The sequence below is a fragment of the Sphingomonas sp. SORGH_AS_0950 genome, assembly GCF_030818415.1.
Lineage (GTDB): Bacteria > Pseudomonadota > Alphaproteobacteria > Sphingomonadales > Sphingomonadaceae > Sphingomonas.
On sequence record NZ_JAUTAE010000001.1, the window covers coordinates 2,490,975 to 2,512,667 of the forward strand.

Here is a 21,693-nt window from a genome sequence, read left to right on the forward strand (position 1 = left end):
GTCCTTTCCTCTTTTATATGTTGCAGCGCAGCACGCGGTGCAACCATCCGGCTTCCCATAATCCTGTTGATCCGCCGCAATCCGGCCGTCACATTCGCGCATCGGCAAAGGGGGAATGCCGGATGGATGTCACGGGGGTGATGGCCGTCGTCGCGCGCGAGCTGACCCTGTTCGCAGCGGCGGGGCTGTTGATCGGCGGGCTGGACGATCTTCTGGTCGATCTGCTCTATCTGGCGCGGCGTCTGGCGAGGCGTAGCGCGACCCCGATCCACAGCCATGCCCTGCCCCCGCCGCTGGAGCCGGGCAGGATGATCGTCTTCATCCCCGCCTGGGACGAAGCGGCTGTGATCGGCGCGATGCTGTCGGCGGCGCTGGCGCGGTTCCGCCACCCCGATTACCGGCTTTATGTCGGGCTGTACCCCAATGACCCCGCCACCATCGCCGCCGCCGCCGATGTGGCGCAACACGACGAACGCGTCCGACTGGTCATCGGCCCGCGCGACGGCCCCACCACGAAGGCCGATTGCCTCAACGCACTGTGGGGCGCGCGCTGGCGCGGGATCGCGTGGTGGAGGATTTCGCGGTCAAGGCGATCGTCCTGCACGATGCCGAGGATGTCGTGCATCCCGACGAACTGACGGTGTTCGACACGCTGATCGAGGGACGCGCGGTAGTGCAATTGCCCGTGCTGCCGCTGGTGGTGCCGGGCTCTCGACTGGTGTCCGGCCATTATGCCGATGAATTTGCCGAAAGCCATCAGAAGCAGCTGGTCGTTCGCACCTGGATCGGGGCGGGAATGCCGCTGGCGGGGACAGGCTGCGCCATTGCCCCGACGATGCTGGCGGAGATTGCGGCGCGGCGCGGCGGCGATCCGTTCGATTCGACCAGCCTGACCGAGGATTACGAACTGGGTCTGCGCATCGCCGAGCTGGGGGGTGAAGGGCTGTTCGCACGGGTCGCCGACGGAGCGGCGGGCGGCATCGTCGCGGTGCGCGCCTATTTCCCCGCCACGCTGATCGCCGCGATCCGGCAAAAGGCGCGGTGGATGACGGGCATCGCTCTGATCGGCTGGGACCGCACCGGCTGGAGCCGTACCGCCGCGCTGGGCGATCACTGGTGGCGGCTGCGCGACCGGCGAGCGCCGCTGGCCATGCTGGTGCTGGCGGCGGCCTATCTGGGGCTGTTCGCCGAGGCGTTCGGCATCGTGACCTGGTGGGTCGAGGGGCATCCGCTGCCACCGCTCACCCCGGCGCTCCGCACCTTGTTCGCGATCAACGCGCTGCTGCTGGGGTGGCGTTTGACGATGCGGATGGTCTTTACCGGCCGGGCCTATGGCTGGCGGGAGGCGCTGTGGTCGCTGCCGCGCTTCGTCATCGGCAATTTCGTCGCGCTGGCCGCCGCGCCGCGGGCGCTGCTCCGCTATCTGCTCGTGCTGCGCGGGCGCCCGGTCGTCTGGGACAAGACCAGCCACGCCTTTCCAGACCTGTCGCCGCAACCATGAGCGGGCGGCCGCTACGCTTCCTGGGGGGTACGCTGGCGCTATGGACGCTGGGGCGGGTCGCCTTCCTGCTGCCGTCCGAGACGGATGCGCCGGTGACGGCGGTCCGGCCCCCGACCCTGCATCTCGCCATGCGGTCGGGGGCGCAGCCGGTGGCGGTGCGCGCGGTCCGGCCAGGCACCCCCGAGGAGCGACCCACCGAACGACACCCCGAACGGAGCCGGTCCATCCCCGTCCTGGCCCCCGCCCCTCCTCCGCTATCGTCCGTCATGCCGTTCCCGGACGACACGCCGGGACCAAACCCGCCGGCGGATGCGATTCCGCTTCTGCCCGAAGGCCCGCGACCGCCCGACCGATGGAGCGCCTCCGCCTGGGCCATCCTGCGAAGGGGTGGCGATGCGCTGACGCCTGGCGGACAGCTGGGCGGTTCGCAGGCGGGTGTCCGGCTGCTCCGTCGCCTCGACCGAAGCGGCACCCTGTCCGCCAGCCTGCGGGTCTCGTCGGCGTTGAACGGCATGAGCCGGGAGATCGCGCCGGGGCTCGACTGGCGCCCCTTTCCCCATGGGCCGGTTCGCGTGCTGGTCGAGCAGCGTATCCCGTTGGATGGCGGGGATGGCGGGCCTGCCCTGCTGGCGGTGGCGGGGATCGGCCCCCGGCCGGTCGCGCCGGGGCTCGCGCTGACCCTGTATGCGCAGGCCGGGGCGGTGGCCCGCGCCCGGATCGAGCCCTTTGCCGACGGCGCGGCCCGGGTGACGACGCCGCTGGCGGCCGGCATAGACCTCGGGCTGGGTCTGTGGGGCGGGGCGCAGCGCGAGGTGCGGCGGCTGGATATCGGTCCCACATTGGGGGTGGGCGTGCCGCTCGCCGGGCGGTGGATGCGCCTGTCGCTCGACTGGCGACAGAGGATCGCGGGGCGCGCCGCGCCGAACTCGGGCCCGGCCCTGTCGCTGGCGGGCGATTTCTGATCCGCCGATACTGTTCGGCAAGGCCTATCGGGCTATAACGCCGCCGTGGACCTGTATCTTCCGATCGCCAACCTGTCGGTCAACGCGCTCGTCATCGTCGCGCTGGGCGCGGGCGTGGGCCTGTTGTCGGGCATGCTGGGGGTCGGCGGCGGGTTCCTGACCACGCCGTTGCTGATCGTCTATGGCATTCCCCCCACCGTCGCCGCCGCCTCTGCCGCCAGCCAGGTGACGGGGGCCAGCGTCTCGGGCGTGTTCGCGCATTTCCGGCGCGGCGGGGTGGATGTGAAGATGGGCGGGGTGCTGGTCGCGGGCGGCATCGTCGGGTCGTTCGCGGGGGCCTGGATCTTCCGCCTGCTCCAGGCGAGCGGGCAGATCGATACGGTCATCGCCATCGTTTATGTCCTGATGCTCGGCTGGATCGGATCGGTCATGGCGCGCGAGGCGACGAACGCGATCATCGCACAGCGCCGGGGCGTGGCCCAGCGCGCGGCGCGGCGTCGGCATCACCCGATGGTCGCCGCCCTGCCCTTTCGCACGCGATTCTATGCCTCGGGGCTCTATATCTCGCCGCTGGCGCCGCTGCTGCTGGGCTTCTTCATCGGCATCCTGACCATATTGCTGGGCGTGGGCGGCGGGTTCATCCTTGTCCCCGCGATGATCTATATCCTGGGCATGGCGACCAATGTCGTGCTGGGCACCTCGCTGTTCCAGACGCTGTTCGTCACCGCCGCCGCGACCATGGTTCATGCGACCACGACCAAGGCGGTCGACATCGTGCTGGCCGCGCTGCTCCTGATCGGTTCGGTGACGGGCGCGCAGGTCGGGGCGAAGCTGGCGACCAACGTCAAACCCGAATATCTCCGCCTGGCGCTGGCGGTCATCGTCCTGCTCGTCGGGTTGCGCATCCTGCTGGGGCTGGTCTGGCGGCCCGAGGAGATTTTCACGGTCCAGCTGCTGTGAGGAGGGCCGCGCTCCTGACGCTGCTCGCGCCGCTGCTGATGGGGCAGGCCAAGCCGGTGCTGGTCCCCGACGTGTCGCAGCGCGATATCGAGATCGTGTACAGCTTCACCGGCGCCGAGCTGCTGCTGTTCGGCGCGATCCTCTATCCCGGCGGTCGCCCGCCCAGCGACGACCGGCCGACCGACATCGTCGTGGTGGTCAAGGGCCCGACCCAGTCGATCCTGATCCGCGAGAAGGAGAAGATCGCCGGGCTGTGGGTCAATGCCGGGCGGCTGCGCTATCAGTCGGCACCGTCCTTCTACGCCATCGCCTCGTCCCGCCCGATCAACCGGATCGTCGACGACCGGACGCGCGCCATCTACGAACTGGGGCTGGACAGCCTGCAGCTTTCCCCCGCCTCCAACGCGCCCGCCAATGTGCAGGCGCGGTTCCAGGCCGGGCTGGTCGACCAGCGCCGCCGCGCGGGGCTATATGTCGAGGCGCCGCGCGCGGTCGAGATCACCGACAATGTCCTCTACCGCGCGCGCGTGACCATCCCCGCGCGCGTGCCGGTGGGACGCTTCACCGCAGAGACGTTCCTGATCCGCGACGGCCGCGTGCTGGCCGCCGCGGTACGCGATATCGACATCCGCAAATCGGGGTTCGAGCGGTTCGTCGCGCGCGCCGCCGACCGCGCCGCCATTCCCTATGGCCTGACCGTGGTCGCGCTCTCGGTGCTGCTCGGCTGGACCGCCGGGTGGATCGCGCGGCGGGTCTGAGGCGGGATCGATACGGCTTCTTAAGTCTTTGATCCCTAACGGTCGGGGCTGATTCCTCCCCTGACCGGATATGTGCTGGCCGATGCACGCCCTCCTGCCCCGACCGTCCGAAACGCTTTCCCATGACACACCCGCGATCGGCTGGCTGCTCGGCATCGCGGGCGCGGGCGGGCGCGTCCTGCTCGAGCGCGAGGCACTGGCGCTGCTGTCCGGCCATGCCGATCCCGTGCTGGCGCAGGCCGGGCAGGTCGCAACCCCGGTCAAGCTGCGCCATGGCGATCGCTGGATCGTGGGCAGCATCCGCTCGCTGACGCTCGACCCGGCACAGGACGCCGCCGCCATCGCCGCCGAGATCGAGTTGATGGGCGAGGCGATGCGCAATCCCGAGACCGGCGAGCTCTACGGCTTTCGACGCGGCGTCACCGCCTATCCGATGCCGGGCAGCACCGTCCATGCGGTCTCGGTGGCCGAGCTGGCGGCGATCCATGGCCAGCGCCATGCCACCACCATCCGGATCGGCACCGTCCATCCGGGGCGCAGCGTGCCCGCGATGCTGGCGGTGGATGCGCTGCTGGGCCGCCATTTCGCGATGCTGGGATCGACCGGCACCGGCAAGTCGACCGCGACCGCGCTGATCCTGCACCGCATCTGCGCGCTCGCGCCGCTGGGCCATGTCGTGATGATCGATCCGCACGGCGAATATGCCCGCGCCTTTTCCGACCGGGGCGAGATCCACGATGTCGGCAATCTGCGCATGCCCTATTGGCTGATGACCTTCGAGGAACATGCCGAGATGCTGCTCTCCGCCGGTCCGGCCGAGCGACAGGCGGAGGTCGACATCCTGGCCCGCTGCCTGCTCGCCGCGCGGATGCGCAACCGGGCGGCGGCCGAGCTGCCCCGCGTCACCATCGACACCCCCATCCCCTATCTGCTGTCCGACCTGACCGCCGCGATCGCGCAGGAGATGGGCAAGCTCGACCGCGCGGGCGACACCGCGCCCTATCAGCGGCTGAAGGCGCGGATCGAGGAGGTGAAGGGCGATTCCCGCTATGCCTTCATGTTCTCCGGCATGTTGGTCGCCGACACCATGGCGGCATTCCTGGGGCGCATCCTGCGCATGCCGGGCGGATCGCGGCCGATCTCGATCATCGACCTGTCGGGCGTCCCCTCCGAGGTGACGAGCGTGGTCGTCGCGATGCTGGCGCGGATGATCTTCGACCATGCGATCTGGTCGCGGCCCGAGGATCGCCGCCCCGTGCTGATGGTCTGCGAGGAGGCGCACCGCTACATCCCCGCGCATGCCGAACGCCATTCGGCGGCGGGGCGCATCCTGTCGCGCATCGCCAAGGAGGGGCGCAAATATGGCGTCTCGCTGGGACTGGTGACCCAGCGTCCGTCCGATCTGGCCGAGGGCGTGCTGTCGCAATGCGGCACGATCATCGCGATGCGGCTGAACAACGAACGCGATCAGGCGGTGGTCCGCGCGGCGATGCCCGAGGGCGGGCGCGGCCTGCTCGACACCATCTCGGCGCTGCGCAACCGCGAGGCGATCCTGTGCGGCGAGGGCGTCGCTCTGCCGATGCGCGCGAGCCTGGATACGCTGGACGAGGAGCTTTGCCCCGTCTCCGGCGACATGACGATCACCGAGCTATGGGCGCGTCCTGCCCGCGGGGATGCGATGCTGGCCGACACCGTCGCCCGCTGGCGCGGGGCGGGGAAATAACGGCTCAGCGACCGGGCTGAACCGCCAGCAGCGCGCGAACCTCCTGGCGGAAGGCGCGCAATCTGGCGCCCGACAGCGCGGCCATGCTCGTCAGCTTCAGGCTGTAGGGATTGACGGTCACGCCGTTCTTCCACACCTCCCAATGCAGATGCGGCCCGGTCGACATGCCGGTCGAGCCGACATAGCCGATCACCTGCCCCTGGCGGACGCGCGCGCCCGAGCGGACCGTGAAACGGCTCATATGGCCATAGCCGCTGGCGATCCCGCCCGCATGGGTCAGCTTCACGAAATTGCCATAGCCGCCCGATCGCCCGGCGAACTGGACGACGCCGTCCATGATCGCATGGATCGGCGCGCCGTAAGGGGCGCCGATATCGGTCCCCTTGTGCATCCGCATGAAGCCCAGGATCGGGTGCATCCGCTTGCCGAAGGACGAGGTGATACGCCCCGCGACCGGCACCGCCATCGCGCCGCGCCGTTCGCTTTGGCCGTTGACGTCATACCAGGGGCTGTCCTCGTCCCCCGCCAGCCGCGCGAGTTGCATCTGGCGACCGCCATGGTTCAGCCCGACGAACAGCAGCTTGCCCAGCCGCGTCTCGCCGGTGGCGGCGCGTTCGCGTTCGATGATCAAGTCGAAACTGTCCGAGCGCCGGACGTCGCGCCCGACCGACAGCCGCGCCGACAGCGCCTTGATATAGGCCTCGACCACCTTGGCCGGGGCGCCCGCCGCGCGGACCGAACGGTACAGGCTGGATCCGACCAGCCCCTGGAGGCGCAGCGGGGTGCGGTCGATCGCGATCGGCTGCTGCGTCATCGCCAGCCCTTGCGCGGTGCGGGTCAGCGTGACCGCCAGGTCGAAGCGCGCGCGCAGCGTCATCGATTCCAGCGGCCGCGCGACCGTCCGGCTGGGCCGCCGCCCCAGCGTCAGCATGACGCGGGTGCCCGAGGCGATGTCCGCACCGTCCGTCGCCTGCGCGACCAGATCGGCCGCCGCCTGCGCCTGGTCGCGCGCCACCCCGGCGCGTTGCAGCACGCGCGCCAGCCGGTCGCCCGACCCGACGGTGGCGGACAGTTCGACCACCGGCCGCTCGGGCGCCTCGGCCAGATTGGCCACCAGTTCGTTCGCGGCCATGTGCCGACCGCTATCGGCCCCCAGCGCCAGCGGCGCGATCGCCTGGGCCCGGGCGTTGCTCCGCGCCTCTCCGGTCCATGCGGCGGGCGAGGGGGACTGGATCGGGCGGTGAAAGCCCGGCGCCATCGCGATCGTCGCGGCGCACAGCCCGGTGCACGTCGCCAGTCCGCGCCACCAGGCACGGCTGCCGATCTGCGCGCCCAGATCGGGCACCCAGTCGATGCCGCGCAACCCCGCGCGCCAGCGCGCCAGCCGTCCGCCGGCAATCGGCGCCAGCGCGGTGCCCGGCAGCCGGACGGCCGTACCGCCCGAGCCGAAGCCGCCCGAGGCCATCAATGTATCGTCGGTGGTCAGGAACATGGGTGGATGATGCGTCCGTCTGTCGTCGATCAGCGTCGCCGATCCCCCCGGCGCACGAGGATCGCCGTGCGAACCCGGGGCCGCAAAGTCAAACGCCCGCGCCGCCCCCCGCCCCGCTGCTGCGACCGGGCGTGGCCGGTTCGGGCCGAAACCGGCCCGACATCCGCCATCTTGCTTCATGCCGTTGCAACCGGCCGCGCGAAGCCCGATGTAGGGATCATGACCAGCCGCGTATCGGGCACCGTGACGGCCGTTCTCGGGCCGACCAACACCGGCAAGACGCACCTCGCGATCGAGCGGATGTGCGCGCATAGCAGCGGCATCATCGGCTTTCCCCTCCGCCTGCTCGCGCGCGAGGTCTATGACCGCGTCGTCGCGCTGAAGGGACCGGAAAAGGTCGCGCTGGTGACGGGCGAGGAAAAGATCGTTCCCCCCGACGCCCGCTGGTTCCTGTGCACCGCCGAATCCATGCCCGACCGCGACGTCGCCTTCGTCGCGCTGGACGAAGCGCAGCTGGGTGCCGATCCCGAGCGCGGTCATGTCTTTACCGATCGGTTGCTGCACGCACGCGGCCGGGACGAGACGATGATCCTGGGCTCCGAGGCCCTGAAACCCATGATCCGCGCGCTGGTGCCCGAGGCGGAGATCGTCGCACGACCGCGCTTCTCGACCCTGTCCTATGCGGGCGCCAAGAAGATCAGCCGCCTGCCCAAGCGCTCGGCCATCGTCGCCTTCTCCGCCGAGGAGGTCTATGCCGTCGCCGAGATGCTGCGCCGCCTGCGCGGGGGCGCGGCGGTGGTGATGGGGGCGCTGTCCCCGCGCACCCGCAACGCGCAGGTTCAGATGTTCCAGGCGGGCGAGGTCGATTATCTCGTCGCCACCGACGCGATCGGCATGGGGCTGAACATGGACGTCGCGCATGTCGCCTTTGCGGGCCTCCACAAGTTCGACGGCCGCCGCCGCCGTCGCCTGACCGTCGCCGAGATGGCGCAGATTGCGGGCCGCGCCGGGCGGCATCACCGCGACGGCACCTTCGGCGCGCTGGCCGAGGAAGGCCCCGACGCGTTCCTGCCCGAAGAGATGCTGGCGATCGAGGAGCATCGCTTCCCCCGGCTCGACCACCTCTATTGGCGCGACGGCGATCCCGACCTGTCGAGCATCGACGCGCTGATCAAGAGCCTGGAGCGCAAGCCCGAACCCGGCGTGCTGCGCGCCGCGCCGCTCGCCACCGATTTGCAGGTTCTGAAGCGGCTGGCCGACGAACCCTGGGTCCGCGACCGGGTGCGGCGGCCCGCCATGGTCGCGCGGCTGTGGGCGGCGTGCGGGATTCCCGATTTCCGCAAGGTCGGCATCGATCCGCATGCCCGCTTCGTCTCGCGCGTGTTCGGCCATCTGTCCGAAGGGCTGGGCCATGTCCCGCACCAATGGTTCGCCGACGAGATCGCGCGGCTGGACAGCATGGCGGGCGATGTCGAGACGCTGGCCGGGCGGCTCTCCGCGATCCGCAGCTGGGCCTATATCGCGCAGCGCGCCGACTGGCTGGCCGACCCGAAGCATTGGGCCGAGCGAACCCGCGAGATCGAGGAGCGGCTGTCCGACGGGCTCCATGCCAGCCTGACCCAGCGTTTCGTCGACAAGCGCACCACCGCGCTAATCCGCCGCATCGGCGCGGATGCGGGCGCGCTGCCCGTCACGATCGGGCCGGAGGGCGAGGTGCTGGTCGAGGATCACCCCATCGGGCGGCTGGAGGGGTTCCGCTTCACCGTCGAGGCGGGGGCGCGGGCGAACGACAAGAGGCTGTTGCTGGCGGCGGCCGAAAAGCGGCTCGGCACCGAGCGGTCGCGGCGGGCCGAGGCGCTGATCGCCGCCGGGCAGGAGGCGCTCACTTTGGTCGAGGACCGGCTGGTCTGGGAGGGGCATGGCGTGGCCCGGCTGGTGGCGGGGCCGTCGCTGGGGCGGCCGGTCGTGCGGCTGGAGCGCGATCTCGATTGCCTGAGCCAGCCGCTTCGCGAGCGGGTGAAGGCGCGCCTCGACGGCTGGGTGGCGCGGGCGCTCGATCGGAACGTGCCCGCGCTCGTCCGGCTCGCCGCCCTGGCGCGCGAGGCCAAGGCGTCGCCCGCCTTGCGCGCCGTCGCCGCCGCGCTGGAGGATGCGGGCGGGATCGTCCCGCGCCAGCCGCTGCGGCTGATGATCGACGCGCTGTCGCCCGAGGAGCGGCGCCGGCTGCGCGGGCTGGGGATCACCATCGGGACGCTCGACATCTTCGACGCGCGGCTGCTCAAGCCCGCCGCGGCGGCATGGCGGCGCACGCTGATGACGCTTTGGGGGCAAAGCCCCGAACTGGCGCGGATCGGCGCGACCACCTTGCGCCGGGACGAGCCGGGGCGGACCGTGGCCTCGGGCTTTCGGCCCTTGGGCGAGCAGGCGGTGCGGATCGATCTGGTCGAGCGAATCGCGCGCGCCACCCATGACGCGCGGCAGGGGCGCGGACCGTTCGCACCCGACCCGGCGCTGGCGACCTCGATCGGGCTGGAACCCGCGACGCTCGACCGGCTGATGGGCGATCTGGGTTTCCGCAAGGTGCGTGGCGACGTCGAGGACCAAGCCCCCCGCTGGATCTGGCGGGGCCGCCCCCCTGCCCGTCCCGCGCCGCGCGTCGAGGCACGCCCCGGCAACGCCTTCGCCGCGCTAGCCGACTGGGGACGGCCTTCGTGAGTCCCCTTCACCTCGCCACCCCGGCGAAAGCCGGGGTCCAGTTGCGATGAAAGTCATGGCTCGCCACCCGGCTGCATGGCGACTGGGCCCCGGCCTCCGCCGGGGCGGATAATATGTTTTGGATTTTTATGATGGAAAGGACCGGCTGACCCCATGACGAACCGCGCCCCTGCCCCCGAGTCGATGCGGCTCGACCGTTTCCTCTGGTGGGCGCGGATCGCCAAGTCGCGGGATACGGCGCAGGCGATGGCGTGTGACGGGCATTTCCGGATGGATGGGCGCGCGATCGACCGGGCGCATGCGCCGGTACGGATCGGCAGCATCCTGACCTTCGCGCATCATGGCCAGGTGCGCGTGCTGCGGGTGGAATCGCTCCCCGTCCGGCGCGGACCACCCGCCGAAGGACGCGCCTGCTACTGCGATCTGGTCACTTCGCCGGTTTCAAGCGTTGACGGATCGTCGCATGCGGCATAGCAGCACGCGTTCGTACCTTGGGAGTTGTCATGACCTACGTCGTCACCGATGCCTGCATTCGCTGCAAGTATATGGACTGTGTCGAGGTGTGTCCCGTCGACTGCTTCTATGAGGGCGAGAACATGCTCGTCATCAACCCGTCCGAGTGCATCGACTGCGGCGTGTGCGAGCCGGAATGCCCCGCCGAGGCGATCCTGCCCGATACCGAGAGCGGTCTGGAACAGTGGCTGGAGCTGAACAACACCTTCTCCGCCCAATGGCCCAACGTCACGCGCAAGCTGGACCAGACGCCGCCCGACGCCGATGCGATGAAGGGGGTCGAGAACAAATATGAGCAGTTCTTCAGCCCCGAACCCGGCAAGGGCGACTAAGCGGGGCGACTAAGCGGGGATAACGACCGGAGTCGACCGATCCGCACCGGCACCGTCCTGCGACGGGTAGCCATGCGGATATGCTGGTAATTTTGTTGCGACCATGCTATATGGTTCCGCGACGGGCCTAGCTTTTTCTTGCGACGGCCCGCCTTGATGTGTTCGACCCTTCCTTCCCGAGGCCGGCTTGATCAGTGGACCCATTTCCGCTCGTTCGGCGCTCGCGCGAAGGCCTTGATCCGGAAAGGCCCCCAATGGCTGCCAAGGCGCTCCACTTCGACGTCGGTGACTATGTCGTGTATCCCAAACATGGCGTGGGCCGCGTCATCGAGCTGCAAAAGCAGGAAATCGCAGGGATGCAGCTCGAACTCTATGTGCTGCGGTTCGAAAAGGAGCGCATGACGCTCCGCGTTCCCACCAACAAGGCCGAGTCGGTCGGCATGCGCAAGCTGTCCTCGGACAAGACCATGCGCGAGGCGATGGAAACGCTGAAGGGCAAGCCCAAGGTGAAGCGCACCATGTGGTCGCGCCGCGCGCAGGAATATGAAGCCAAGATCAACTCGGGCGACCTGGTGTCGATCGCCGAGGTGGTCCGCGACCTGTTCCGCGCCGACGACCAGCCCGAGCAGAGCTATTCCGAGCGGCAGATCTTCGAGGCCGCCACCAGCCGCCTCGCGCGCGAACTTGCCGCGATGGAAGAGGTGGACGAGCCCCGCGCCCAGGAAAAGATCCTGGAAATCCTGCGCGCCGCAGCCGCCATCTATAACAAGGAAAAGCCTGCGGCCTGAGGCCGTTCGCTATTTCCGAACCGAAAAGGGCGGTCCCGACGGGGCCGCCCTTTTCATTTGCGCCCATGCCCCGACCGCGTGTATTGTTCACACAACACACAGGAGGTCGCCCATGACGAAGTCGCTCGCTCTTCCCTCGCTCCTGGCCATCGTCGCGCTGGCCATCCCCACCGCCGCCTGTTCCTTTGAAAGCGACGCGCGGGGGCAAGACATCCCCGCTCAGGGATCGGGCGGTGCGCGCAGCTATGCCGCGACCGCCTTCACCAGCGTCGAGTCGAGCGGCAGCGATCCGGTCGACATCCGGGTCGGCCGCGACTTCTCGGTCCGGGCCGAGGGGCCCAGCGCCGAACTCGACCAGCTGCGCGTCGCGCGCGACGGCGACAAATTGCTGATCGGGCTGAAAAAGGGCGTGCATTGGGGCAAGCGCTCCGGCGTCCGGGTGATGGTCACCCTGCCCCGCCTGACCGGCGCCGGAGTCGGCGGATCGGGCCGGATGACGATCGACCGGGTTGAGGGGGCGCGCTTCAAGGGCGGTGTCGCGGGCTCGGGCGATCTCGCCATCGCCGCGATGCGGGTGGGCGATGCGGATCTGGGGATCGCCGGATCGGGTTCGATCAGCGCCGCCGGCACCGCCGATGCGCTGAAGATCGGCGTCGCCGGATCGGGCAGCCTCAACGCCGCCGGTCTGCACGCCCGAAAGGCCAAGGTCGGGATCAGCGGATCGGGCGATGTGACCGTCCGGGTCGATGGTCCCGCCCAGGTGGGTCTGACCGGGTCGGGCAGTGCCGATCTGGGCCCGAATTCGGTCTGCACGGTCGGCAAGGCGGGTTCGGGATCGGTGCGCTGCGGACGGCAATAAGGACCGCCCGGCGGCGCTTGCCGAGCGGCGCGATCGGGACGAGGATAGGGCGATGCGTCACCTTTTGCCGTCCATTCTGATCCTGGCCGCCCTGATCCCCGTCACCGGCGCCGGGGCGGCGGATCGGCGGATCGACCTGAGCAGCTTCGACTCGCTGCGGGTCGAGGGGGCGTTCGTCGTCGCGCTGACCACCGCGCCCTCGCCGCGCGCCATGCTGTCGGGGGATGCGGAGACGCTGCGCCGGGTCGATGTGCATGTCGACGGGCATAGCCTGGTCGTCCGGATGATGCCGGGCGATCCCGCCATGCGACGCCCGGCGGGCCAGCCGGTGACGCTGACCCTCGCCGCGCCGCCGCTGTCGGCGATCACCGTCATCGGCGGATCGCGGATCACCGCGCAGGCGCTGCGCGGCCCCGGCCTGAACGTGTCGATCGCGGGGCCCTCCGATGTCCGGATCGAGCGGGTGGAGGGCGAGCAGCTGGCCGCGTCGCTGATGGGATCGGGCAGGCTGGCGATCGGTGGCGGGCGGGTCGGCAAGGCGCGGCTGGCGGGCAACGGCACTGTGACCATCGCCGCCGGGGGGCTGGAGGTCGGCGACTTGGCCGTCACGCTGGAGGGACCGGGCGAGGTGACGGCGCGGGCCCGCTATAGCGCGACCATCGCCAATAACGGGCTGGGCCGGGTGACGGTCGACGGCACGCCCAAATGCCGCATCCTCGGCGGCGGCGGCGGCACGACCCGCTGCGGCCCGCGATAGGATCAGCCGGGCGCCCCCACCCGCCGCGCCAGAAAGGCGTCGATCACCGCCAGGGCGTTGGCGCGGACCGGATCGGCCTCGCGCAAGATCTCATGCGCGCATCCCTGGCCGAAACAGACCAACGTGGCGTTCGGCATCCGCGCCGCCACGCGCCCGGCGGCGCGCGCATCGACCAGCCGGTCGGCCTGCGCTACCAGCATCAGCACCGGCGTCTCGATCCGCGCCAGCCCCGGATCGTCGCGAAGCGCCGCCGTTGCGCGGAAAGCCTTCGCCACCCAATGCCAGCTGGGCGAACCGAGACAGAGTTCGGGCCGCATCCGCCGAAACGCCTGCTGGTCGGCGAAGCGCGCAAGGTCATGGGTCAGCCGCTTTTGCCGGGCGGTGGCGGCGGCGGGCGTCTCCAGCCGACGCCAGGCGGGGCGGAAGCGATCGCCCCGCCCCGCCTGCCAGCGGGCGAACCGCGCCCCCGCCCATTGCCCGATCGGCGAGCGCATCGCGATCATCGGCGCGACCAGCACCACCGCATCGGGCGCGATCCGCCCGGCCGCCAATGCGGCGAGCGTGACGAACCCGCCCATCGAATGGCCCAGCACGACATGCGGCCCCTCGCCCTGCGCCACCCAATCGGCATGGAAGGCGGCGAGATCATCGATCAGCCGGTCGAACCCCTCGACATGCCCGGTGTCCCCTTCGGCCAGCCGCCCCGATCCGCCCTGCCCGCGCCAGTCGAATGCGGTCACATCCCACCCCAGGGTGCGGAAATGGTCGATCGCATCGCCATATTTCTCGATCATGTCGGCGCGCCCGGTCTGGAACAGCAACCGCCCGCGCCGCACGCTGCCCTCTGCGTGCGGACGATCATAGCGGCGATGGACCCAGCCGTCCGGGGCTTCCCAGGTGGACAGCCATTCGGCGGACCAGTGCGGTGATGGCGCCACGGACTTTCCCTTCACGGCGGAGGACGGAGTCCGGTCGCTACCGCCCTTCCCGCCGTTTTTTATGACAGGCGGATCAGAAGAGCGACCATTCCAGGATGGCGGGCTCCCTGGCTTGCACCGTCATGCGCAGGAAGCGCGCCGTGACCGGATGGCGCAGCACGATCGGCGACCCGCTCACCCCCTTCGCCGCCGCGACCTCGCGCCACTGGCGGCCGTCGGGCGATGCCTCGATCCGGATATCCTGTGGCTGGATCACGAAGGCCGGGCGGATCCGGCTTTCGCGGATCGCGCGCATCCGGCCCAGATCGGCGGTCAGCACCGGCGGCTGCCCCGCTTCGGGCCGCCAGGCGGTCGCATAATTATCGTCCGCCGCCAGCGCCGCCGCCCCCTGCCCCGTCCAGCGCAGACCGCGGGTCCGCTGCGCGGCGAAGGCGGGGATGGCCGGGTCATGGCTGGGCGCGACCTGCGCCAGCGTCCCGTCGGCGCGCACGGTCAGCGGATCGACCGCCACCTGCCGCAACACCCGCTCGCTGCCCATGACGAAGGGCAACGCCTGTCGGTGATAGAGGATATAGGATCGCCCCTTGTCCGCGAAGATCGCGTGATGGCCGGGGCTGATGATCTGCTTGGCCGCATCGGTCTGCAGGATCGGGCTGTCGGCGGCCTCGGTGAACGGCCCCATCGGCGAGCGGCCGACCGCATAGCGGACCTTGTACGTGTCCTTGGTCGTGTTGCCGTCGCTATAGGTCAGCAGATAGCGGCCCTTCTCCTTCACCACGAAGGGGCCCTCGAAATAGTTTTCCGGGGTCACGTCGCGGGGTTCGCCGTCGAAATGCACCATGTCGGGCTTCAGCTTCACGACGAAGCAATGCCCGTTGACCCAGTTCAGCCCCGATCCCCAATAGAGATAGGCCTGGCCGTCATCGTCGACGAACGCCTCGGCGTCGATCATGTGATATTGGGGCGCGAAATCGCGCGCGATCAGCGGCTTGCCGCCATTGGCATCGGCCCAGGGCCCCGCCGGCGACGGCGCGGAGCCGACCCACACCTCGCTGCCGACCGAGACATACATGTACCAGCGGCCGTTCGCCGCCTTGACCACCGAGGGCGCCCAGACCTTGGCATCGCCCGAGGTCGGGCTGGTCGCCGCCTGCTTGGTCGGCCAGTTCGGCTGAGAGAAGGTCCAGTCGCGGCCATTGTCCGAGGTCCAGAGCCCCAGCCGGTCGTCGCCCCAGGGATCGACCGTCGCGAAGATATACCAACGCCCCCCATCGCGCACGATGGAGGGGTCGGCGAAATAGCCGGGCAGCAGCGGATTGCCCGCTCCCGGACTGTTCCACGAAAGGTCGCGTCGGGGCGCGGCGGACCCCGCCGTCCCGACGAACGCCATAGGGGCGAGCAGGATGGCGGCGACCAGCGCCCCGGCGCGGACCTTCATCAGCGCAGGTCCAGCATCACGACCGACTTGGCCGGGATCTGCACGCTCAGCATGCCCCCCGACAGCGTCGCGCCGCTGAACGGCTGCGGCGCGACCTGGCTGGGCGCGTCGAACGTGTTGTGCGCGTCCATCGTCGCACCCGTCAGGATGCGGCCCGACACCTGCGCGGCGTTCAGGCCGTCCAGCTTGACGGTGACGGTCGCGGGCTGGTTGGGATCGACATTGGTCAGGCCGACATGGACCACGCCCGCCTTGTCGCGCACCGCCGAGGCGCTGACCGCCTTCATCACCCACTGGTTCTTGCTGTACCAGCGCGACTGGACATCGACCGGCAGGACGGTGGCGTCCTGATAGTCCTTGTACATGTCGAACACCCAATAGGTCGGCGTCTTCACCATCCGCGCGCCATCGGTCAGCAGCATCGCCTGGAGCACATTGACCATCTGCGCGATATTGGCCCCGCGCACCCGGTCGGCATGCTTGGCGAAGATGTCGAGGTTCAGGCTCGTCACCATCGCGTCGCGCAGGCTGTTCTGCTGGAACAGGAAGCCCGGATTGGTGCCGGGCTCTACGTCATACCAGGTGCCCCATTCGTCGACGAGCAGCGCGACCCGCTTCCGGGGGTCGTATTTGTCCATGATCGCCGCGTGGCGGGTGATCAGCTCGTCCATCTTCAGCGTCTTGGACAGGGTGCGCGCCCAGGCCTCCTCGTCGAAGCCGGTCGCCGCGCCCTTCTTTTCCCACGAGCCGGGGATGGTGTAATAATGGACACCGATGCCGTCGAAGTGGTTGCCCGCCTCGCGCATCATCACCTCGGTCCAGTTATAGTCGTCACTGTTGGCGCCGCTGGCGATCTTCATCAGCTTCTCGCCCGCGGGCACCTTCAGGAAGGTGGAATAGCGGCGCGTCACGTCGGCGGCATATTCGGGGCGCATATTGCCGCCGCAGCCCCACAGCTCGTTGCCGATGCCGAACATCGCCAGCTTCCATGGGCGGTCGCGGCCGTTCCGGCGGCGCTCCTCGGCATAGGTCGATTTGGACGGGAAGGTCATATATTCGACCCACTCGGCCATTTCGGACGGCGCGGACGAGCCGACATTGCCCGAGACATAGGCCTCGGCGCCGACCAGCTCGGTATAGTTCATGAATTCGTTGGTGCCGAAGCTGTTATCCTCGGTCACGCCGCCCCAGTTGGTGTTGACCTTGGTCAGGCGCTTGGCCTGCGGACCGACGCCTTCGCGCCAGTGATATTCGTCGGCGAAGCAGCCGCCCGGCCAGCGGATCACCGGCACGCGAATCGCCTTCAGCGCGTCGATCACGTCGCGGCGATAGCCGTTGATGTTGGGGATCTTGCTGCCCTTGCCCACCCAGATGCCTGGATAGATGCCGGTGCCCAGATGCTCGGCGAACTGACCGAAGATGTGGCGGTCATAGACCGCGCCGGGACGGTCGCCATGCACCGCCACCTGATCGCCGCCGCTCGTCGGTGCCGTCTGCGCGGTTGCCGACGCTCCGTTCAGCGACAGGGTGGCGAGCGCCGCCGCGAACAGAAACTTGGTTGCCCTTTTCATGGATTCTCCTCTGCCTGATGCGGGCATGATGGATTATTGTCCGAGTAAAAAACAGCCCCCTTTCCACCATGGATTGACGCGATCATCCCCTCCTCCGCTAAGATGCCTGCGTAATCGGGTCATGCGGGGAGCAGGCGATGGGGTTTTGGGCGGATCGGGCAAGGCGCGGCGGTCGGGTCGCGGCCATGTTGGGGATGATTTTGTCGGCGTCGTCGGTGGCGGCGCAGTCGCCCGCGCCGGATCGCCCGGTGCCCGTCACGCTGCGCCCCGCCATCGATCGCCCCTCAACCGTCTTCGAGGGCTGGGGCACCGCGCTCGCCTGGTTCGCGCATGTCACCGGCGGCTGGCCCGAGGCGGAGCGGACGCGGCTGGCCGATCTCTTCTATGGTCCGGGCGGCCTGGGCTGGACGATCGCGCGCTATAATATCGGGGGCGGCAATGCCGCCGATACCAAGCCCTATATGAAGGTCGGCCGCGCGGTTCCGGGCTTCTGGCGACAACCCGCCGGTGTGACGGGCAAGGACTGGTGGCGGCCCGAGGACCCCGCCATGTGGGACTGGAACCAGGACGCCAACCAGCGCTGGTGGCTGGACGCGATCCGGGTGCGGGTCAAGCAGCCGATCTTCGAGGCCTTCTCCAACTCGCCGCCCTGGTTCATGACGGTCAGCGGGCGCGTATCGGGCGCGGAAAAGGGCACCGACGACAATCTGCGCCCCGGCATGGAGGGCGCCTTCGCCACCTATCTGGTCCGCGCGACCCGCGAATTGCAGCAGCGCCACCATATCGCCTTTCGCACCCTGTCGCCGGTCAACGAGCCCAACACCGATTACTGGTTCGCCGCCAACACCCAGGAGGGCGCGCACTGGTCGCCCCGGCGACAGGCAATGATGATCGACGCGACCGCCGCCGCGCTGAAGGCGCAGGGCCTGGCGACCGTGGTCGGCGCGCCCGACGAGACCGCCTCGCATCTGTTCGTCGAGGACTGGGCCGCCTATCCGCCCGCGACCCGCGCGGCGATCGGCCAGCTCAACGTCCACAGCTATGGCAGCGTCCACCAGACGGCGGTGCGCGACATTGCGCGATCGTCGGGCATCCGGCTGTGGATGAGCGAGAACGACACCCCGCTGTCGCGCGATCCCGAGGATTTTACCGGGATGGCGACGCCTTTGGCCTTTGCCGAGCATGTCGTGGGGGACATCAAGCGGCTGGAACCCGCCGCCTGGGTCTTCTGGCAGGCGGTCGAGGATCTGAGCACGCGCGACGGGCAGAAGGGATCGAACTGGGGCATCGTCAAGGCCGACCTGCAAGGCGCGGCGGATCGTCCGCATGCGATTCACGTCACCGGCAAATATTGGGCGATGGCGCAGTTCAGCCGCTTCATCCGGCCGGGGGATCGGCTGGTGCCGGTGGACGATATGGACACGGTCGCGGCGCTGTCCCCCGACGGACGGCGGCTGGTGCTGGTCCATGTCAATCCGGGGCTATCCCCGCGCCCGCTGACCGTCGCGGTGCCAGGGCGGTGGCAGCGTCGGGCGTTCCTGACCGATGCGGGGCATCATGCCGAGGCAGTGGATTCGACGGTGGCGCCGCCACGGTCGATCGTGACGCTGGTTTTGACGCGGTAGTTTACGGGCGGTCGGGGCGTGGCCTTCGACTTCGCTCAGTCTGAACGAGGTTTGGGGGGCATCTCCATTCCCTCACGCCGTTCAGCCTGAGCGAAGTCGAAGGCCAAGGGAATCACATCCCAGCATCGGGATCGGTCAGCCCGATCATCCGCCGCCCCGCCCGCCTGGCGAAGTTCAGCGTCACCTTCTTGCGGATATGGGCGGGCAGCGGCACGCTGTGCGCCTCCCGGACGATCGCGGCGTCATAGCGGTCGGCGACGATGATCCCGGTCCGCTCGGGCAGGAAGGCGGCGCCCTCCAGCGGCGACCAGTCGAACCCGGCAGGCACCGCCCAGTAGAAGCGGTCGCAATGCGCCAAATAGTCGGGCCATTTGCCGTCGCCCAGCATGTCGGCGCGCGACACCTTGATCTCGACGATCACCGCCTGCCCGCGCGCGTCGAGCGCCATCAGGTCGGCGCGGCGGCCGCCGTCCAGCGGAACCTCGGGGATGGTGATCAGATCGTGGCGGAGCAGCATCCGCGTCACGCCGCGCGCGACATCGGCGGCGCAGAGCGGCGAGGCGGGATCGTCGACACACGAAGCGGGCGGCATGTCCAACATGCCACCCACTTAGAACATTTGACGAACAAACGCAAAGCCCCGCCAGAGCGGGACCGGATCAGCGATAGAAGATGTGATTGCCGATCGCGGCGACCTTCTGCACCCGCACGCCCGGACGGTTGCCGGGGGTGTTGAAGTACAGCGCCTTGCCCGCGGTGCTGTCCCACGCCTGGGACAGCGCGACCTGCGCGACCGCGATGGCGGTGCGATAGGCGGCGCGCGACGGGCTGACCGAGGGAATCTCGCCACCGCGCACGAAGCTGAACTGGCCGCGCTGCTTGATGACGTCGCACACGCTGGTCGGGAAACGGCCCGACTTGGTGCGGTTCAGGATGACCTGGGCGACGGCGAGCTGACCGGCGAGCGGTTCGCCGCGACCCTCGAAATAAATCGCACCGGCAAGGCAGCGGAGCTCTTCGCTCGACGCCATCTCGTCCTGGGCGGCCACGGCCTCGGCCAGCGTTTCATATTCGCCGGCGTCATCCGCTTCGGAAACCTGGGAAAGATCGGGAAGCGCGGACATGGTGGCCCGGGCGCTCTGGGGAACCATCGCCAGATCGGCGGCGTTGATCCCGGAAACAGCCATCGCCGTGGCTGGTACGGCACCACCGGCAGCATTGGCGGCGACATTGGTCGCCAGGCTGGGGGTGCTGGTGGCGAGAAGTCCCGCCAGGGAAAGAGCCATGGCCGCAGTAGCCGCGACTCGCTTGAAAACCGTCATTCACTCGAACAGACATGCGGTTGGATCACGGACCCGAGCAGCCCAAAGGGCACTCGTCCGGGCTTCCCCCCGACTGCGTAACCGACCGGATCGCACCCAGCGCGGCACAACGCGACTTTAAGATGGGGGGCTCGTGGCCGATCCGGCCGCGTTCGTCAATGTTGCAGGATCGTTTCAGCGGTGAAGCGTTCCGCCGAAGCGCCATCCAGTTCGATCACCCACAGGTCGGGATCGCGCGACCGGCGGCGGCGCCAATAGCTTAAAATATCGTTTGCAGGCGTCGAATCGATCAGCGCGGTTAGGCCGTCGGAGCCGAGCCCCCGCTCCAGCACGCGCTCGCGGCGCTCGGCGGTGGCGGGGTCGGTATCGACGACGATCACCAATATGCCCCCCGCCTGCGGATCGCCCTTGGCCAGCACCATGCCCATGCCGCCGCTATCGTTCATCCGGCGGAGCAGCGCGGTGACCAGCATCCCGCTCGGCAGGCGACCGTCCATCGCCTCAACCCGCCCGATAGCCGGGCAGCCCCGCCAGCGCGATCTGCGAGCGCATGAAGGTGCCGGTGCCGCGCGCGACCTCTTCGCCATCGGCGTCGATCAATCGCGCATCCGCCACGAACACCCGACGCCGTCCGCTGACCCAGCGCCCCTCGGCGACGACCGCCCCCGCCCGCATCGGCCGGGTGAGCAGCAGGTTGAACTGCGTCGTCAGCAGGAAGCGATCGGTGACCAGGCTGTTGCAGGCATAAAAGGCCGCATCGTCCAGCATCTTGAAATAGCTGGTGCCATGCGCCGCCCCCGCCGCATGATAATGGCGCTCGTCCACCCGGAAGCGGATGCGCGCGACGCCGGGTTCGGGAATCTCCAGCGTGGAGTCGAACAGCCGGTTGATCGGTGCCTCGGCATAGAGCGCCTCCAGCGCCCGGAAATGCGCGGCCTCGCCTTCAGGCCGCGGCGTCACGCGCCTCGTCCTGGGTCAGCAGCGCCCAGATCGCGTCGGGCGACCCGGCCCCGCGCAGCTTGGCGACGAAGCCCTTGTCGCGCAGCCGCCGCGAGACACGCGCCAGCGCCTTGAGATGCGCGGAGCCCGCATCGGCGGGGGAGAACATCGCAAAGACCAGGTCGACCGGCATGTCGTCGACCGCCTGGAAATCGACCGGCTGCGCCAGCCGCGCGAACACGCCGACGATCTGGTCGAGCCCGGCAACCTTGCCATGCGGAATGGCGATGCCGCCGCCGAAACCGGTGGAGCCCAGCTTCTCGCGCTCGACCAGCACGTCGGTCAGTATCTTGGCGCTCTGTCCGGCAGGACCGGACGCCGCCGTCGCCAGAACCGGAAACAGGCTTTTCTTGTTCGCGGCCGTAACACCGGCCAGCACGGTTTCGTGGCGCAACAGATCGCTAAAGTCGTTCATCGTTTTTTCCGGTGCGCCCCCGCGC

At 69.2% G+C, this 21,693-nt stretch carries 22 protein-coding genes; 13 read left to right on the forward strand and 9 right to left on the reverse strand.

Annotation, left to right across the window (positions count from 1 at the left end):
- The first annotated feature begins 122 nt into the window (after positions 1–122).
- The 6 genes from QE385_RS10980 to QE385_RS11005 all read left to right on the forward strand — a co-directional run bounded on the left by QE385_RS10980 (position 123) and on the right by QE385_RS11005 (position 5,904).
- The gene (locus tag QE385_RS10980; RefSeq protein WP_307101747.1) at positions 123–638 is read left to right on the forward strand and encodes a glycosyltransferase; all 516 of its coding nucleotides are present in this window, start codon (positions 123–125) and stop codon (positions 636–638) included.
- On the forward strand, positions 524–1,501 hold the full coding sequence (locus QE385_RS10985) for a glycosyltransferase family 2 protein (protein WP_307101749.1): 978 nt from the start codon (positions 524–526) through the stop codon (positions 1,499–1,501). Before QE385_RS10980 ends, QE385_RS10985 begins: the two co-directional genes overlap by 115 nt.
- Positions 1,498–2,463 (forward strand): hypothetical protein, encoded by a 966-nt coding sequence (locus QE385_RS10990; RefSeq protein ID WP_307101752.1) that lies wholly within the window; start codon positions 1,498–1,500, stop codon positions 2,461–2,463. The genes QE385_RS10985 and QE385_RS10990 overlap by 4 nt, the downstream gene beginning before the upstream one ends.
- A 45-nt stretch (positions 2,464–2,508) precedes the next feature.
- Complete coding sequence (locus QE385_RS10995; RefSeq protein WP_307101754.1) at positions 2,509–3,423, forward strand: sulfite exporter TauE/SafE family protein; 915 nt, start codon at positions 2,509–2,511, stop codon at positions 3,421–3,423.
- A 38-nt stretch (positions 3,424–3,461) separates the two neighbouring features.
- Positions 3,462–4,181, forward strand: a complete 720-nt coding sequence (locus QE385_RS11000) for a TIGR02186 family protein (protein ID WP_373424719.1) — start codon at positions 3,462–3,464, stop codon at positions 4,179–4,181.
- 82 nt (positions 4,182–4,263) lie between these two features.
- Entirely contained in the window at positions 4,264–5,904 is a 1,641-nt protein-coding gene (locus QE385_RS11005) for an ATP-binding protein (protein ID WP_307101758.1), read from the forward strand.
- Between the two features lie 4 nt (positions 5,905–5,908).
- Here the strand turns inward: QE385_RS11005 and QE385_RS11010 are convergent, their stop codons facing one another.
- Positions 5,909–7,396, reverse strand: coding sequence for a M23 family metallopeptidase (locus QE385_RS11010; RefSeq protein ID WP_307101760.1), 1,488 nt, complete (start codon positions 7,394–7,396; stop codon positions 5,909–5,911).
- A 219-nt stretch (positions 7,397–7,615) separates the two neighbouring features.
- On the opposite strand from QE385_RS11010, the gene QE385_RS19860 reads away from it, so the two are divergent.
- From QE385_RS19860 to QE385_RS11040, 6 genes are all read left to right on the forward strand, one after another.
- Positions 7,616–10,111, forward strand: coding sequence for a helicase-related protein (locus QE385_RS19860; protein ID WP_373424656.1), 2,496 nt, complete (start codon positions 7,616–7,618; stop codon positions 10,109–10,111).
- A gap of 153 nt (positions 10,112–10,264) precedes the next feature.
- Positions 10,265–10,585, forward strand: a complete 321-nt coding sequence (locus tag QE385_RS11020; RefSeq protein WP_261268405.1) for a S4 domain-containing protein — start codon at positions 10,265–10,267, stop codon at positions 10,583–10,585.
- 29 nt (positions 10,586–10,614) lie between these two features.
- On the forward strand, positions 10,615–10,956 hold the full coding sequence (gene fdxA / locus QE385_RS11025) for a ferredoxin FdxA (protein WP_125959090.1): 342 nt from the start codon (positions 10,615–10,617) through the stop codon (positions 10,954–10,956).
- A 254-nt stretch (positions 10,957–11,210) separates the two neighbouring features.
- Entirely contained in the window at positions 11,211–11,744 is a 534-nt protein-coding gene (locus tag QE385_RS11030) for a CarD family transcriptional regulator (protein WP_042486954.1), read from the forward strand.
- 112 nt (positions 11,745–11,856) lie between these two features.
- Entirely contained in the window at positions 11,857–12,603 is a 747-nt protein-coding gene (locus tag QE385_RS11035) for a head GIN domain-containing protein (protein WP_307101766.1), read from the forward strand.
- 52 nt (positions 12,604–12,655) lie between these two features.
- The gene (locus QE385_RS11040; RefSeq protein WP_307101768.1) at positions 12,656–13,360 is read left to right on the forward strand and encodes a GIN domain-containing protein; all 705 of its coding nucleotides are present in this window, start codon (positions 12,656–12,658) and stop codon (positions 13,358–13,360) included.
- A gap of 2 nt (positions 13,361–13,362) precedes the next feature.
- Here QE385_RS11040 and QE385_RS11045 read toward each other — a convergent pair whose 3' ends face one another.
- From QE385_RS11045 to QE385_RS11055, 3 genes are all read right to left on the reverse strand, one after another.
- Positions 13,363–14,298: an alpha/beta fold hydrolase gene (locus QE385_RS11045; protein WP_307101770.1), complete on the reverse strand. Its 936-nt coding sequence runs from the start codon at positions 14,296–14,298 to the stop codon at positions 13,363–13,365.
- Between the two features lie 73 nt (positions 14,299–14,371).
- A complete protein-coding gene (locus QE385_RS11050) occupies positions 14,372–15,736 on the reverse strand; it encodes a family 43 glycosylhydrolase (RefSeq protein ID WP_307101772.1) in 1,365 nt (454 codons plus the stop codon).
- Positions 15,736–17,307: an alpha-N-arabinofuranosidase gene (locus tag QE385_RS11055; protein ID WP_307101774.1), complete on the reverse strand. Its 1,572-nt coding sequence runs from the start codon at positions 17,305–17,307 to the stop codon at positions 15,736–15,738. Before QE385_RS11055 ends, QE385_RS11050 begins: the two co-directional genes overlap by 1 nt.
- Positions 17,308–17,492: 185 nt before the next feature.
- On the opposite strand from QE385_RS11055, the gene QE385_RS11060 reads away from it, so the two are divergent.
- Positions 17,493–18,932 carry a glycoside hydrolase gene (locus tag QE385_RS11060; protein WP_307101776.1) on the forward strand — a complete coding sequence of 480 codons (1,440 nt, stop codon included), beginning with the start codon at positions 17,493–17,495 and terminating at the stop codon, positions 18,930–18,932.
- A 112-nt stretch (positions 18,933–19,044) separates the two neighbouring features.
- Here QE385_RS11060 and QE385_RS11065 read toward each other — a convergent pair whose 3' ends face one another.
- From QE385_RS11065 to QE385_RS11085, 5 genes are all read right to left on the reverse strand, one after another.
- Positions 19,045–19,533 (reverse strand): MmcB family DNA repair protein, encoded by a 489-nt coding sequence (locus tag QE385_RS11065; RefSeq protein ID WP_307101778.1) that lies wholly within the window; start codon positions 19,531–19,533, stop codon positions 19,045–19,047.
- Positions 19,534–19,591: 58 nt separating this feature from the next.
- On the reverse strand, positions 19,592–20,218 hold the full coding sequence (locus QE385_RS11070) for a cell wall hydrolase (protein ID WP_307101780.1): 627 nt from the start codon (positions 20,216–20,218) through the stop codon (positions 19,592–19,594).
- Between the two features lie 191 nt (positions 20,219–20,409).
- Positions 20,410–20,751, reverse strand: a complete 342-nt coding sequence (locus tag QE385_RS11075) for a DUF1491 family protein (RefSeq protein WP_307101782.1) — start codon at positions 20,749–20,751, stop codon at positions 20,410–20,412.
- A 4-nt stretch (positions 20,752–20,755) separates the two neighbouring features.
- On the reverse strand, positions 20,756–21,214 hold the full coding sequence (locus tag QE385_RS11080) for a PaaI family thioesterase (RefSeq protein ID WP_307101784.1): 459 nt from the start codon (positions 21,212–21,214) through the stop codon (positions 20,756–20,758).
- Positions 21,198–21,668, reverse strand: a complete 471-nt coding sequence (locus QE385_RS11085) for a PTS sugar transporter subunit IIA (protein ID WP_307101786.1) — start codon at positions 21,666–21,668, stop codon at positions 21,198–21,200. The genes QE385_RS11080 and QE385_RS11085 overlap by 17 nt, the downstream gene beginning before the upstream one ends.
- Positions 21,669–21,693: the final 25 nt, after the last annotated feature.

Bases quoted from the DNA above. Each gene is read 5' to 3' on its own strand.
- QE385_RS11035 (WP_307101766.1), top strand. From the start codon at position 11,857: ATGACGAAGTCGCTCGCTCTTCCCTCGCTCCTGGCCATCGTCGCGCTG.
- QE385_RS11070 (WP_307101780.1), bottom strand. From the start codon at position 20,218: ATGGCTCTTTCCCTGGCGGGACTTCTCGCCACCAGCACCCCCAGCCTG.
- QE385_RS11075 (WP_307101782.1), bottom strand. From the start codon at position 20,751: ATGGACGGTCGCCTGCCGAGCGGGATGCTGGTCACCGCGCTGCTCCGC.
- QE385_RS11065 (WP_307101778.1), bottom strand. From the start codon at position 19,533: ATGTTGGACATGCCGCCCGCTTCGTGTGTCGACGATCCCGCCTCGCCG.
- QE385_RS11010 (WP_307101760.1), bottom strand. From the start codon at position 7,396: ATGTTCCTGACCACCGACGATACATTGATGGCCTCGGGCGGCTTCGGC.
- QE385_RS11085 (WP_307101786.1), bottom strand. From the start codon at position 21,668: ATGAACGACTTTAGCGATCTGTTGCGCCACGAAACCGTGCTGGCCGGT.
- QE385_RS10990 (WP_307101752.1), top strand. From the start codon at position 1,498: ATGAGCGGGCGGCCGCTACGCTTCCTGGGGGGTACGCTGGCGCTATGG.
- QE385_RS11030 (WP_042486954.1), top strand. From the start codon at position 11,211: ATGGCTGCCAAGGCGCTCCACTTCGACGTCGGTGACTATGTCGTGTAT.
- QE385_RS11060 (WP_307101776.1), top strand. From the start codon at position 17,493: ATGTTGGGGATGATTTTGTCGGCGTCGTCGGTGGCGGCGCAGTCGCCC.
- QE385_RS11005 (WP_307101758.1), top strand. From the start codon at position 4,264: ATGCACGCCCTCCTGCCCCGACCGTCCGAAACGCTTTCCCATGACACA.
- QE385_RS11020 (WP_261268405.1), top strand. From the start codon at position 10,265: ATGACGAACCGCGCCCCTGCCCCCGAGTCGATGCGGCTCGACCGTTTC.
- fdxA (WP_125959090.1), top strand. From the start codon at position 10,615: ATGACCTACGTCGTCACCGATGCCTGCATTCGCTGCAAGTATATGGAC.
- QE385_RS19860 (WP_373424656.1), top strand. From the start codon at position 7,616: ATGACCAGCCGCGTATCGGGCACCGTGACGGCCGTTCTCGGGCCGACC.
- QE385_RS11000 (WP_373424719.1), top strand. From the start codon at position 3,462: ATGGGGCAGGCCAAGCCGGTGCTGGTCCCCGACGTGTCGCAGCGCGAT.
- QE385_RS11055 (WP_307101774.1), bottom strand. From the start codon at position 17,307: ATGAAAAGGGCAACCAAGTTTCTGTTCGCGGCGGCGCTCGCCACCCTG.
- QE385_RS11040 (WP_307101768.1), top strand. From the start codon at position 12,656: ATGCGTCACCTTTTGCCGTCCATTCTGATCCTGGCCGCCCTGATCCCC.
- QE385_RS10980 (WP_307101747.1), top strand. From the start codon at position 123: ATGGATGTCACGGGGGTGATGGCCGTCGTCGCGCGCGAGCTGACCCTG.
- QE385_RS11050 (WP_307101772.1), bottom strand. From the start codon at position 15,736: ATGAAGGTCCGCGCCGGGGCGCTGGTCGCCGCCATCCTGCTCGCCCCT.